The following is a 12,539-nucleotide window of genomic DNA, read 5'->3' on the forward strand; positions in this document are numbered from 1 at the left end:
AAAATGAATGCAAAAAGGTTAATAATTTTAATTCTTTTATGTTGTGCAACGACATCATGCGCAAGGAAACACCCTGCCCCTCTAAGATCTGCGAATTTAAGAAAACTAACGAGAAGACAATATAATCAGAGAAGAGCAATAGCTATCAATGAAACAATTAGCTCTGAAGAAACACATAATAAGAATCAATATAAAAATTATGTCATAGTTCAAAAGAATGACACAGCTTATTCAATTGCTAAGAAACATAAAATTCCTTTAAGATCTCTAATTGAAATAAATAAATTAAAGAAGCCTTATAGTTTAAAAGTAGGACAAAAATTAGCAATATCTAACACAAAGTATTACACTGTTAAAAAGAATGACACTCTGTATTCAATTGCAAGAGAAAATAGTGTAACATTATCTTCCTTAATAAGTGTTAACAATCTAAAATCCCCTTATATAATAAGCAAAGGAGATAAATTAACCATACCTTATAATTCCAAGTCCACTACAAGAAAATCTCTTGTAAAAAACAATAATAAAGTAAGAATAAGTAAAAATATTATTAGCAGAACCCCACCAAAAAGAAGTTCTTCAAAATTCTTAAAGCCAACAAGTGGGAAAATAGTATCTTCATTTGGCTCAAAGAAAAACGGCCTACACAATGATGGCATAAACATATTAGCACCAAAAGGAACAGCCGTTAAAGCTGCTGAAAACGGCATAGTAGTTTATGCAAGCGACAAGATAAAAGGGCTTGGTAATATAATATTAATAAAACACGATTCTGGGTGGATAACAACTTATGCTCATTTAAACAAAATATTAGTTGAAAAAGGGCAAACTGTAAACAGAGGCTCTATAATAGGAACAGTAGGAAACACAGGTTCAGTAGATAATAACCAACTACATTTTGAAATAAGAAAAAGAACAAAACCTGTTAATCCTGAAAAATACATATAAAAAAAGCATTTGTTTCCAAATGCTTTTTTATTAATATTATGTAAATAAATATTAGATAGGTCTATTACCGTTATTCTTTTCCAACTCTTTTAAAGCTTCTATAGAATACCTTGTTGTAGGCATAGCTTCTAATCTCATAACAGCTATCTCTTCTTCAGTTTCTTCACAGTAGCCATAGTCTCCTATTTTAATTTTATTTAAAGCAACCTCAATATCTGCTAGAGTTTTATTTATTCTTTCCTTATTCTTTAAATCTAGAGCAGCTTCTTCTTCTTTAGTTGCTCTATCATTTGGATCTGCTTCTTTTAAGTCTTGTAGATCTTCATTTATATCATGATCTTTATCTCTTGATAAAACTTTATCTTTCATTTCTAAAAGTTTGTTTTCGAAATACTTAACCATTTGTTCATTCATGAACTCTTCTTGTTCTGTTGGTTTATAATTATTATCTGACATGATACCCTCCTAAAAATAATATTTACCCTTAGATATTATAAAAATAAAAAAAATTCAACTTTTTTCTTTATTTTTAGCAAAAAAAATTTTATAATTGCTTAAATTGTTAACTATTTATTGAGTATTTACCATGAAAACACACTTATTATTACTTACATTAATTTTTTCTATTGTAATTAGCCTAAACTCTAATGCTCAAGAGATTATGAATAAAGAAAATACAGAAAAATTAAATTCTATAAAATCAGATACTGCTGACATCGGAAGCGATGTATCCAATAAGATTCAAGAATTAAATGCTGTAAACTTAGAAAAATCTGGTGAAATGATAGGAGAAGGTATCAAGAATACAAAAGAGATGGCTGACATCAGCTGTCTAAAAAAACTTGAAATTGGAGCAAGTATGCCCTCCATCCTAGATATTAAAAAAGCTCTTTGCGATGTAGTTGAAAAATCATCAAAAATAGCTAATAAATATGTTAAAGACTCTATAAAAGATGCTAAAAACATGGCCTTTGATCAAGTAAAAGATATGACTGGAGGCAAAGTTAATCTCAAGAAAAAAAAGTTTAAAGTAACTGAAGCTGTAGGCATACCAGACACCAAAAGATTCAAAGAATTATCTGCAGATGCCGTTGAGGGGGGGGGTAGATGAGTCTCTTGAAACCAGCTCTGACAGGGGCTTAAGCCAAGCTAACGGTAGATATAATTCTATAAATAATGGAGATCAAAATAAAAAGAGATCTGAGAAATATAAAAATAATAATAAAAATAATGAAAATAGTGATAAAAATAAAAAGGATAAAAATAATGCATTAATTATTAATAGCGGCAGTAGTAATTTAGGGATTTTTAAAGTAACTGACTTAGATAGCGGTAAATATAAAATGCTTGAGATGAATAAAGGTGATTTTAAAAAAGTAGGTGATTTTAATTTAGAATTTAATTCTTGTAGTTATGATAAAAATGATAAAGCTAATGCTGCTGTGCAAGTTAAAAACAATAATAAAGTATATAAGGGTAAACTTAACAGTGATAAAAAAATTAATACAAAAGGATACTCTATAAAATTAATTGGTTGTAAAAATTAAAAAAACCTTGTAAAATTTAATAAAATTTAATAGTATGAGGGAAGTAAGGAGAAATCAAAGGATGAAAATTAAAGTCATATTATGTTTATTGATAGGAGTTTCTATATTCTGCTCTGAATCTTTCGCTCAAGCAGTAGCAATTCCTCCTAAAACTACTGGGGTTAAACAAACAGAAACCAGTGCAGAAAAAAGCTCAACAAATGATAACTCTACATTTTGCGATCCGAAAATCAAACAAAAAATTGCAGAAAGAAATAAACAATTAGTAATAGCTGATACACAAGAGATAAATAAAATAATAAAAAAACAACCTTCTGTTTCTCCGACAAAAAAAGAAAAAGAAAGTGGTTGTTTTAGTGTCCCAGATTTTTCTTTAATTGGACTAGGAGGGGCTCTAGGAGCTGGACTTAAGTTTTCAAGTGATGAAATAATGTCAGGAATTGCTGGCATGATGGGTGACGGATTAGATATCGTTGGCGGAATGATGAAAGACATTGGAGAAATTGCTGGCAACTTAGCGAACCCTGGCAAATTAATGGACTCATTACTTGGTGCGGGAGCAAGTTTCTTTAACGAGGCTTGTACAAAATTTGTTGATGCAACTACTGATGCAACAAAATCTTACTTAAATGTGGAAACATACACCAAAAAATATAAAAAGATTCCTTATGTAGGCAAAATTAAAGCAGATAATTCAGCAACATATAAATTTAGCTTTCAAAAAGAAAACTATAAATCTATTGCTGCAGATGTATTAGCAAAATAAAATGGAGATATAAAATGAAAATAACAAATAAAATAAGTTTATTTATAATTACTTTTTCTTTATTAGGGTTTGGTTTTGCTAATGCTCAAAATATATTAGCAACACCAAAAAAAGATAATACAGAAAAAAAACATTCTGTTGCTAATGTTGAAATCAAAAAAGAAATAGAAGAAAATAAAATTGAAGCAGATCAAGAAAAACTATACTCTATAGAAAAAACAATAAATCAAATTAGCTCGATAACAAGTGGAGAAACAAATTTAGCTGCAGGGGCAGGAATGATGTCCATTCCCTCCGTTGCCTCTTGTCTTCCCCCTATACCTTGCTTAGGTTCAGGCACTGGGGATCTTGCTGCTACTTTAGTTGAAGCATCATTCACTGCTGGAATGACAACCATGGAACAAGCTTTGAAACTTTTAATAGATAATGAGATACCTACTGTTACTCTTACTCAATGTGTATTACCAACATCTGTTGTACAGGCAATAGACTGTCAAAAGATGAGAATTGAAGCAGCTTTTTCTGAGATAACTAAAAAAGAAGAAGCTATGCTAAATAAACAAAAACAGATAAATAGAAATATGATTATAGATCAAGGGAAAGCTGAAATAGCTATGAGTCTTGGTAAGGATAAGCTAGGAAATAACTGTGAAAAAGCTAAATCAAAATCTGGTGCTATAGAAATTGCTAAAAAGACCGAAGAACAATACAAAAAAGCATCTAATACAGCTACTTCTTATTCAAATCTGAATAAAGAAACTTTACAGCAATTAAGCGGAACAAAAGAAGAGTTCGCACCAAATTCATCTGGAGCAATTAATGCAAGATTAGCTTCAAGTTTAGCCTTTGAAACAACAGGAGATTTCCCTGAACAAAAAAATGAAGAAGGTTACTCAGAAAAAACATCTATGCCTCCTGCTAGATTTAACGAAGATGGTACACCAATTGGTGTTGCACCATTGGATAGCTTAGCTGGAGTAAGTATATTCCCTACTGTTTTGCCTGCCGCTGATAGAAACTACTATGGTTTTGTTTTAGCAAGACCTGTAATTAAAACACTACAGCATTCTTTTGCTGCATTAAACGGAATTGTTAACTTGTTTAATCCAATACCAGAAGAAACAAACATAGATAATGTACCATCTTCACGAAGTGTTGATTTTGTTGCAGCAAAATCTAAACAAGCTAGATTTTCTGTTGCTCAAGATATCAGTAATTTCTCAATGGCATTCAGGGAGGCTCTTAACGATGGGAAAGAAGGCACAGGAACATATGCTGCTAAATATATAAAAGAAGAGTTAGAAAACAATGCTGCTGCCGAAGAGGATTATGCTGACTTAGGTAATACAATATCAGAGTATCAATTCTTAGATTCTCTTGTTAGAAGAATACCTCAATCTACAGGTTACTATGTAAAATTATCTCCTGATAACCCTACAAACATAGATAGAGAGATTATTAGAAACTTAGGTACTACATTAGCTATAAAATGGAAACAGTATCAGGTTCTTGAAAAAATATTAGCGAATAGAGCAGCTACATTAGCTGTACACACTGAACAAAAATAATAAATAATAAAAAGAAAGAATATATAATATGGGATTTAATTGTGGAATCGTAGGTTTACCTAATGTCGGTAAATCAACTTTATTTAATGCTTTAACTCAAACGGCATCTGCTCAAGCTGCCAATTTTCCATTTTGTACAATCGAACCTAATGTAGGTATTGTTGCTGTACCAGATGAAAGACTACATATACTAGGAGAAATTGCTGAAACCAAAAGAGAAGTCCCTACTCAATTAGAGTTTGTTGACATTGCTGGCTTAGTTAAAGGAGCATCTAAAGGAGAAGGTCTTGGCAATCAATTTTTAGGTAACATTAGACAGACTGATGCAATCATATATGTTGTAAGATGTTTTGAAAATACAGACATAACTCATGTTGAAGGGAATATTGATCCTATAAGAGATGCTGAAATCATTGAAACTGAATTAATGCTAGCAGACTTAGAAAGTTTAGAGAAAAGATTACCTGCTTTAGAAAAGAAAGCAAAAGGTAATGACAAATCTGCTGCAGAGCAAATTGGAATTATAAATAGAGTACTAGAAGTATTGAGAGAGGGAAAACCTGCAAGATATACAGAAATAACTGAGGATGAAAATAAACTTTTAAAAGGATTACAATTATTAACTACTAAACCAGTTTTATATGTTTGTAATGTTGATGAAGACAGTGCTGCAGAAGGTAACGAGTTTTCTGCAAAAATACAAGAAAAAGCAGCGAAAGAAGATGCTGAAGTTGTTATTATTTGTGCTTCAATAGAAGAAGAAATCTCTCAGCTAGATAGCAATGAAGAAAAGAAAGAATTTTTAGAAAGCTTAGGACTAGAAGAAGCGGGACTTGATAAAGTAATTAAAGCAGGATATAGACTACTTGATTTAATCACATACTTTACAGCTGGAGTAAAAGAAACAAGAGCATGGACTGTTGTTAAGGGTTCAACTGCTCCACAAGCTGCTGGAGTAATCCATACAGATTTTGAAAAAGGCTTCATTAGAGCTGAAACTATAGCTTATGAAGATTATGTAATGCTAGGTGGAGAATCAAAGTGTAAAGAAGCTGGTAAAGTTAGACAAGAAGGTAAGGCATATATAGTTAAAGATGGCGATGTAATGCACTTTAAGTTTAATAACTAAAGAGTTAAAAAATCTGAGATATTATTTTAGATAAAAGTAAAAATCCACTGCTGTACATAAAAGTATAACAGTGGATTTCTTTTATATTCAAAATAAAAATCAAAAATACAATCTATTTATATAGCTTTTTAAATCCTTGAGTTACTTTTTTTACAAACTCAGGGTCTTTAGTTTGCCAGTATTTTTTATCTTTCATCATTTTGTGCAAGTCTTCAGGAGTCAATCCTTCTTCAAACTCTTCTGCAACAGAAATAATTGGAGCATCTTCTGTCATCATATTATAAAGAGCAATAACTCCATCATAACTTGATGATAGACCTTCTAAAACTTTCTCTGGCAACTTAGTCTTACCATATTGTAATAATTGTCTAGAAACTTCTCTCCACTTATCTTGACCGCCAAACTTTTGATGCAATTTTTCTTTTTCTTTATCACATTGAAAGTGCGAAGCGATCTCTATAATCATTGGTATCATTTTTTCTTCTGCTAAATCATAAACTAATTGAGCCTGTTCATTTGAAAAACCTTTCTCTAATAGTTTTTGATTTATTTCATTATCAGGATTAAAATAATCATGGTTGCATATAATAGAGTACTCTTCTATTGATGCTGGAAGTTTTGGCATTTGAGAAGTTTTTTCTGATAATTTTTTCTCAAGTTCTAAATATGATTTTAATAAAGATTTTGTGTTAATTTCTCCTGTTTCTTTATTCAGGAATTTTTGAGGAATTTTTACATCCTCTTGATTTTCTTTTTTATCTTCAGATAAGAGATTTTCACTCATAAATGGTCTCCTTTATTTATTGTTAAAAAAAATGAGGACACAATGGCCCTCATTCTTTTTATATCTATAGGATATTATTCCTATAATGTCAAGTTATTTTTTAGACTTTATTCCTAAAGAGTTCATTTTTTTATGCAAAGCACTCCTCTCCATGCCTATGAATTCGGCTGTCTTGGAGATATTCCAACGAAATCTATCTAATTGGTCCTCTATGTAGTTTTTCTCAAAAACACTTCTAGCTTCTCTTAAGTTCTTATTAAGAAATTGAACAGATGTATTATTCACATTTACAGAAGAGGACTTATATGCATTTAGTAGATAGCTTGGTAACATATCTTTTTTTATTTCTTTTTTATTATTACTAGCATTCGTTATTATAATTGAATCACAAGCATTTTTTAATTGAACAATATTACCATTCCAATCATACCTCTTTAAAAGTAGCATAACTTCTTCCGAAATCTTTTTAGGTATTAAATTATGCTCTAAACAATATTGCTCTATGAAATATTTACTTAATAAAGGAATATCTTCTTTTCTTTCCTGCAAACTAGGAACATATAAAGGAACCACATTAAGTCTATAATATAAATCTTTTCTAAAAGCTCCCTTTTCTACAAGCTTTTCTATATCTTTAGCTGTAGAGCATATTACTCTACAGTTAGATTCCAATATTATATCGCTATCAATTTTAGAAAATTTTTCTTGTAAGATGAATGAAGATATCTTCGCTTGTATCTCTAAAGACATATCTGCTATTTCATTAAGAAATAAAGTTCCACCTTGAGCTTTTTCAATAAGCCCCTCCATGTCTTTTGAGCCAAATAGTTTTTCTTCTAGTAGCTTATCATTCATTGAAGCACAATTTATCATGATAAAAGAGCTGTTTCTTCTATTAGACTTCTCGTGTATTAGTCTAGCAACACTTGCTTTACCAGCACCAGTTTCACCCGTTATAAAAACTCTAGAGTTAGATCCAGAGATTACATCAATCTCCTCTTTTAAAGATTTCATTGATTCTCCTATTAAGAAGCCATCTTCATGAAGTTCATTCTCAACAATTAATTTTTTATTATTTTTCTTTAATTCATTTAGTTCTAAAGCTCTTCCTATAATCATAATTAATTTATCAAAGTCAAAAGGCTTCTCTAAAAAATCATAAGCACCCATTTTAATAGCTTTTATTGATGTTTTTATATCTCCATGTCCTGTAATCATAATAATAGGAATATCACAATGCTCATTATGTAATTTATTTAGGATATCTATTCCATTAAGCTCACTACCCTCAAGCCATATATCTAATATAATTACATCAGGATTATCTGTCTTAATTTTTTTGAAACAGTTAATATCGTTATTTGCTTTGATAACATTAAAACCTTCATCTTCTAGAATACCAGATAAGGACTCTCTTATATCTCTTTCATCATCAACTATTAATATGTTATTAGACATTATTTATCCTCCTACACTTAAAACATAGAGTTACCTTAGCTCCTCTAGATCTTTTATTATAAAAACTTATAGTCCCTAAGTGATCTTCCATTATTTTTTTAACTATAGCAAGCCCTAAACCTGTACCTTTATCTTTAGTAGTTACATATGGTTCTATAATATCTTTATCCATATCTATACCGCTACCATTATCTTCTATAGTGATTTTTATATTATCTTCACTTTTATTTATAGATACAACCAGCTTTTTATCTACTACTTCATGCATAGCTTCAATTGAGTTCTTTACTATATTACTAATAGCTTGTATTATTTGCATCTCATCGCAATAACACATTACATCTTTTGAAAAACCTCTAAAAGATATACTAATATCATCTGTCTTGAAAGCTAAAGTAGCATTTTTAACTAATAAAGATAAGTTGTTTTCTTTAAATACAGGTTCTGGCATTCTTGAAAAAGAGGAAAACTCATTTATCATTTGCCTGATTGTTTTTACTTGTCTTAAAATTGTATCTGTACAAGTATTGAAAACCTCCTTATCTTTAACCTCATCCTTAAACTTTCTTTTAATTCTTTCCGTTGATATTGATATAGGAGTTAATGGGTTTTTTATCTCATGAGCTATTCTTTTTGCAACATCTCCCCATGCCGCCTGTTTCTGAGCATATATCAAACTTGTTATATCTCTGAAAGAAATAACAAAACCCTGCTTTTCTTGTTTAGTAATATTAATCGATAATATTTTATGGGGCTGATTATCAAAAGATATTTCTATCTGTTTACTACTTACATTATTTTCTATCATTTTTCTAACATTTGGAAAAATGCTATCTATATTTTTATTAATTAAACTTTTCTTTTTAATATCTAAAATGTGTTCCGCCTCTGGATTAGCTAGATTGATTATTAAATCATTGCTAATTCCCATTACTCCAGAAGGAACCCCTGATAACACACTTTCAATAAACTGCTTTCTTTCATCTAAATCTTGATTTGCTTTTATTAGGTCTTGCTGTTGTTCCTCAAGTTTTTTAGTCATCAAGTTAAAAGCTTTTATTAAATCATTTATTTCTCCAGAGTTCTTACTCTCACAAATATTTATATTAAAGTTACCTTCCCCAACTTTTCTAGAAGCTTTTATTAAGTCTATGATTGGAGAGGTTATTCTATCAGTGAAAACAAAAGAAAGCATTATAGATAGAAATAACAAGACTAAAGATAACATAGCAAAAACCAATATAAATGTGAACTGGATTTTACTCATGTTCTTTTCTAAATGGAAATAATTTTCAGCTCCTTTTTTTGAAATTTCAACATGTTGCAATATATTTGTATCTACAAACTTACTCACCAGCACAAAAGAGTCTATTAATCCATCCAGCTTCTTCAAAGAGCTAATACTCTCTTCATTATCCTTATGCATAATAACTATTTCACCATTTCTTGCTAAATTCATCTCTTCAATATTTTTAAAGACATCAAACTCTAAAGATGGCAACATCTCAGTTTCAGCAATTACTCTATTTGACCCATCAAAAACTATAATTTCTGATAATCCCATGCTATTAGCATATTTTCTTAGTATACCTGAGAAATTACTCTTATCATTATAGGTCTGCATAGATATTTCATTTATCATATTTTCTAAATTTAAAACATCTGTTTTAATTATAGATTTATGCTCAATTAAATAAGCTTCTGATACATATACTGATTCATTAACGGCTTGCTTAACTCTATCAGAGAACCATGTTTGCATACCCAAATATGATGAAAAAACATAAGATATACATATAACTAAGAATGGTATTGTAAGGATAGCTGTAAATATCTTAATTAGTCTGGATTGCAATTTTGCACCAGCCCTCTTCTTTTTTTTCTCTCTTAATATGAACGATATTTTATATAAGAAAATAAAAGCTAGAGATATTAACAATAATAACTCTATTACCATCAAAACATATACTGTTTTAATATCGCTTAATAAATAGTCTGATGATAAGAATTTAATATAAGTAAATACACCAAAAACGATTGCACAGAATGTAATCAAAAATGCAACCGAATTTAATGTAATTTTACTTATAATTTTTTGCATCTATATTTAAGTCTTTCATTTTTTTGCTTAGAGTATTTCTATTTATGCCAAGTATTTCAGCTGTTTTAACTTTATTACCTTTTGTTTGAGTCAAAACCACATCTATAAGAGAATAATCAAATTCTTTTAATAAAGAAGCATATAAATCTCTTGGACAAGTTCCATGCAAATCATAGAAGTAACTGTTTAATTTTTCTTTAATACAAGAAGCCACACCTTTAGACATTACTCATTACTCACTTTCATTTTTATTGGTCCTTCAGCCACTCCCTCAACGAACTGTCTTATGTATGGATTTTTTGTTCTTTCTAACTGCTTAACAGTTCCATACCAAATAATCTTCCCCTCATGTAACATAGCAATCTTATCTGCTATTTTTTTAGCACTCGCCATATCATGAGTTATAGATATAGCAGTTGCACCTAAATTTTTCACACACTTAACGATTAAATCATTAATTATATCTCCCATAATAGGATCTAATCCTGTAGTAGGTTCATCAAAGAATATAACTTCTGGGTTTGAGGCAATTGCTCTTGCTAAGCCCACTCTTTTTTGCATACCTCCAGATAACTCTGAAGGATATAAATCAGCGACCTCCTTACCTAAACCTACTTCTGATAATTTCTCTACAGCTAATTTTCTAGCTACTTTTTTATTCATTTTATGTTTTCCTTGCATTAAAGCAAAAGAAACATTTTCCCAAATTGTTAAGCTATCAAAAAGAGCTGCTCCCTGAAATAACATTCCAAAGTTTGCATTTACTTTTTCTCTTGTTTTAGAGTTCATTTTTTTAGTATTAACTCCATCTATCTCTACAGAACCAGAGTCTGGTTGGAGTAATCCCAATATACATTTTATAGTAACTGACTTACCTGTACCAGATCCTCCAATAATCACTAAAGACTCTCCTTTAGCCACTTCAAAGTCAACTCCATTTAAAACTTTTTTACTGCCAAAATGCTTATAAACATTATTCATTTTTATTTTAGGAGTTTTATCTTTTTTTATTTTCATTTCTCTTACCTCTAGAATAGTAAATCTGTAACGATATAGTTAGCTATTAATATTAAAATCGAAGCGGATACAACTGCATTTGTTGTTGCAGAACCAACTCCTTGAGCTCCTCCTCTAGAGTTATACCCATGATAACATCCCATTAAAGATACTATAAATCCAAAAACAGCCGCTTTAATTAATCCAGAATAAACATCCATAGGCTCTAAGTACTCAACTGTATTTCTGATATAATTTGCTGGATTAAAATCTAAGTTATATACTCCAACTAAGAATCCCCCCATAACTCCAAAAACATCTCCAATTAAAACCAATACAGGTAACATAATTGTTCCTGCTATAACTCTCGGCACTACTAAGTATTTATATGGATTTGTAGATAAAGTTGTAAGAGCATCAATTTGTTCTGTAACTTTCATTGTTCCTATCTCTGCCGCTATAGCCGCCCCTACTCTTCCTGCAACCATAAGCCCTGCCATAACAGGAGCAAGTTCTCTAGTTATACCTAGCACTACTACTGTAGCCACAGCTCCTTCTGCAGAGAATCTAGAGAATCCTGAATAAGTTTGAAGAGCCAATGCCATACCTGTAAAGACTGTAGTCATTGCAACAACTGGCAAAGAGTAATAACCTATAGACAAACATTGAATAAATAGTTGCTTTAAATAAAATGGCCTACCGAAAATATTCTTAACTGAATTAACAGAGAACATTGATAGTCTTCCTAAAACCTCTAATGAATCTAAGAACTTTTTACCAAGTCTCGCTAAGAAATTTCTTTTTTCAATCATAAACATCATCCCTTTATTTTTAATAAGCTAATATTAAATAAATAAATCTTTTAACACTCAATGTCAATATTTTTTTATAAATAATGCTTATTAAATAAACATTTTACTCTTTAATTAACAATGGAGTTTTTGTAGTCCCTACAGTTTTCCATATTGGGCTTGTCCATGAGTTATTCTGTATAGCAATTGCATCTGCTTCAGAGCAAGCATTAACACCTTCTTCACAAAGATCACTATAGTTACTAACACTACTAGAAGAGAATCCAACCAAACCTCCAACATTAGAATTGCCCGTTGGAGCTGTAGTAAATGATGCATAACTATCTATTATATTAGAAGACTGTAAGTAGCCCACTAAACCACCAACAGAAATAGTCCCAGAAACAATAGCTTTACTATATGAATAACTAATATAATTAGAATATTGCCA

The 12,539-nt window shown here is 30.3% G+C and carries 14 protein-coding genes; 6 read left to right on the forward strand and 8 right to left on the reverse strand.

The genetic code is table 11. The annotated features are described in order from the left end of the window. Window positions 1-3: 3 nt before the first annotated feature. Window positions 4-948, forward strand: coding sequence for a M23 family metallopeptidase (locus OIF36_00815; GenBank protein ID MCV6599011.1), 945 nt, complete (start codon window positions 4-6; stop codon window positions 946-948). 51 nt (window positions 949-999) lie between these two features. Here the strand turns inward: OIF36_00815 and OIF36_00820 are convergent, their stop codons facing one another. Continuing rightward, entirely contained in the window at window positions 1,000-1,404 is a 405-nt protein-coding gene (locus OIF36_00820) for a TraR/DksA family transcriptional regulator (protein ID MCV6599012.1), read from the reverse strand. Window positions 1,405-1,534: 130 nt separating this feature from the next. On the opposite strand from OIF36_00820, the gene OIF36_00825 reads away from it, so the two are divergent. From OIF36_00825 to ychF, 5 genes are all read left to right on the forward strand, one after another. Beyond that, complete coding sequence (locus tag OIF36_00825; GenBank protein ID MCV6599013.1) at window positions 1,535-2,059, forward strand: hypothetical protein; 525 nt, start codon at window positions 1,535-1,537, stop codon at window positions 2,057-2,059. Beyond that, window positions 2,034-2,495, forward strand: a complete 462-nt coding sequence (locus OIF36_00830; GenBank protein MCV6599014.1) for a hypothetical protein — start codon at window positions 2,034-2,036, stop codon at window positions 2,493-2,495. Before OIF36_00825 ends, OIF36_00830 begins: the two co-directional genes overlap by 26 nt. Window positions 2,496-2,556: 61 nt before the next feature. After that, on the forward strand, window positions 2,557-3,261 hold the full coding sequence (locus OIF36_00835; GenBank protein ID MCV6599015.1) for a hypothetical protein: 705 nt from the start codon (window positions 2,557-2,559) through the stop codon (window positions 3,259-3,261). A gap of 14 nt (window positions 3,262-3,275) precedes the next feature. Next, complete coding sequence (locus OIF36_00840) at window positions 3,276-4,829, forward strand: hypothetical protein (GenBank protein MCV6599016.1); 1,554 nt, start codon at window positions 3,276-3,278, stop codon at window positions 4,827-4,829. 28 nt (window positions 4,830-4,857) lie between these two features. After that, window positions 4,858-5,958: a redox-regulated ATPase YchF gene (gene ychF / locus OIF36_00845; protein ID MCV6599017.1), complete on the forward strand. Its 1,101-nt coding sequence runs from the start codon at window positions 4,858-4,860 to the stop codon at window positions 5,956-5,958. Window positions 5,959-6,070: 112 nt separating this feature from the next. Here the strand turns inward: ychF and OIF36_00850 are convergent, their stop codons facing one another. The 7 genes from OIF36_00850 to OIF36_00880 form a co-directional block, all read right to left on the reverse strand. Continuing rightward, window positions 6,071-6,742: a hypothetical protein gene (locus OIF36_00850; GenBank protein ID MCV6599018.1), complete on the reverse strand. Its 672-nt coding sequence runs from the start codon at window positions 6,740-6,742 to the stop codon at window positions 6,071-6,073. Between the two features lie 93 nt (window positions 6,743-6,835). Next, on the reverse strand, window positions 6,836-8,200 hold the full coding sequence (locus OIF36_00855; protein ID MCV6599019.1) for a sigma-54 dependent transcriptional regulator: 1,365 nt from the start codon (window positions 8,198-8,200) through the stop codon (window positions 6,836-6,838). Beyond that, window positions 8,193-10,301 carry an ATP-binding protein gene (locus tag OIF36_00860; GenBank protein ID MCV6599020.1) on the reverse strand — a complete coding sequence of 703 codons (2,109 nt, stop codon included), beginning with the start codon at window positions 10,299-10,301 and terminating at the stop codon, window positions 8,193-8,195. Before OIF36_00860 ends, OIF36_00855 begins: the two co-directional genes overlap by 8 nt. Beyond that, window positions 10,282-10,527: a Fis family transcriptional regulator gene (locus tag OIF36_00865; protein MCV6599021.1), complete on the reverse strand. Its 246-nt coding sequence runs from the start codon at window positions 10,525-10,527 to the stop codon at window positions 10,282-10,284. Before OIF36_00865 ends, OIF36_00860 begins: the two co-directional genes overlap by 20 nt. Further along, complete coding sequence (locus OIF36_00870) at window positions 10,527-11,318, reverse strand: ABC transporter ATP-binding protein (GenBank protein ID MCV6599022.1); 792 nt, start codon at window positions 11,316-11,318, stop codon at window positions 10,527-10,529. Before OIF36_00870 ends, OIF36_00865 begins: the two co-directional genes overlap by 1 nt. An 11-nt stretch (window positions 11,319-11,329) precedes the next feature. After that, a complete protein-coding gene (locus tag OIF36_00875; GenBank protein ID MCV6599023.1) occupies window positions 11,330-12,109 on the reverse strand; it encodes an ABC transporter permease in 780 nt (259 codons plus the stop codon). A 103-nt stretch (window positions 12,110-12,212) separates the two neighbouring features. Beyond that, window positions 12,213-12,539, reverse strand: a 327-nt coding sequence (locus OIF36_00880) for a hypothetical protein (protein ID MCV6599024.1), incomplete at its 5' end; no start/stop codon positions are given.

The sequence above is a fragment of the Alphaproteobacteria bacterium genome, from assembly GCA_025800285.1.
Taxonomy (GTDB): Bacteria; Pseudomonadota; Alphaproteobacteria; order JAOXRX01; family JAOXRX01; genus JAOXRX01.

What these genes read in the sequence shown, in the direction of transcription:
- OIF36_00815 (MCV6599011.1), top strand. Translation starts at nt 4, where the DNA reads ATGAATGCAAAAAGGTTAATAATTTTAATTCTTTTATGTTGTGCAACG.
- OIF36_00820 (MCV6599012.1), bottom strand. Translation starts at nt 1,404, where the DNA reads ATGTCAGATAATAATTATAAACCAACAGAACAAGAAGAGTTCATGAAT.
- OIF36_00825 (MCV6599013.1), top strand. Translation starts at nt 1,535, where the DNA reads ATGAAAACACACTTATTATTACTTACATTAATTTTTTCTATTGTAATT.
- OIF36_00830 (MCV6599014.1), top strand. Translation starts at nt 2,034, where the DNA reads ATGCCGTTGAGGGGGGGGGTAGATGAGTCTCTTGAAACCAGCTCTGAC.
- OIF36_00835 (MCV6599015.1), top strand. Translation starts at nt 2,557, where the DNA reads ATGAAAATTAAAGTCATATTATGTTTATTGATAGGAGTTTCTATATTC.
- OIF36_00840 (MCV6599016.1), top strand. Translation starts at nt 3,276, where the DNA reads ATGAAAATAACAAATAAAATAAGTTTATTTATAATTACTTTTTCTTTA.
- ychF (MCV6599017.1), top strand. Translation starts at nt 4,858, where the DNA reads ATGGGATTTAATTGTGGAATCGTAGGTTTACCTAATGTCGGTAAATCA.
- OIF36_00850 (MCV6599018.1), bottom strand. Translation starts at nt 6,742, where the DNA reads ATGAGTGAAAATCTCTTATCTGAAGATAAAAAAGAAAATCAAGAGGAT.
- OIF36_00855 (MCV6599019.1), bottom strand. Translation starts at nt 8,200, where the DNA reads ATGTCTAATAACATATTAATAGTTGATGATGAAAGAGATATAAGAGAG.
- OIF36_00860 (MCV6599020.1), bottom strand. Translation starts at nt 10,301, where the DNA reads ATGCAAAAAATTATAAGTAAAATTACATTAAATTCGGTTGCATTTTTG.
- OIF36_00865 (MCV6599021.1), bottom strand. Translation starts at nt 10,527, where the DNA reads ATGTCTAAAGGTGTGGCTTCTTGTATTAAAGAAAAATTAAACAGTTAC.
- OIF36_00870 (MCV6599022.1), bottom strand. Translation starts at nt 11,318, where the DNA reads ATGAAAATAAAAAAAGATAAAACTCCTAAAATAAAAATGAATAATGTT.
- OIF36_00875 (MCV6599023.1), bottom strand. Translation starts at nt 12,109, where the DNA reads ATGATTGAAAAAAGAAATTTCTTAGCGAGACTTGGTAAAAAGTTCTTA.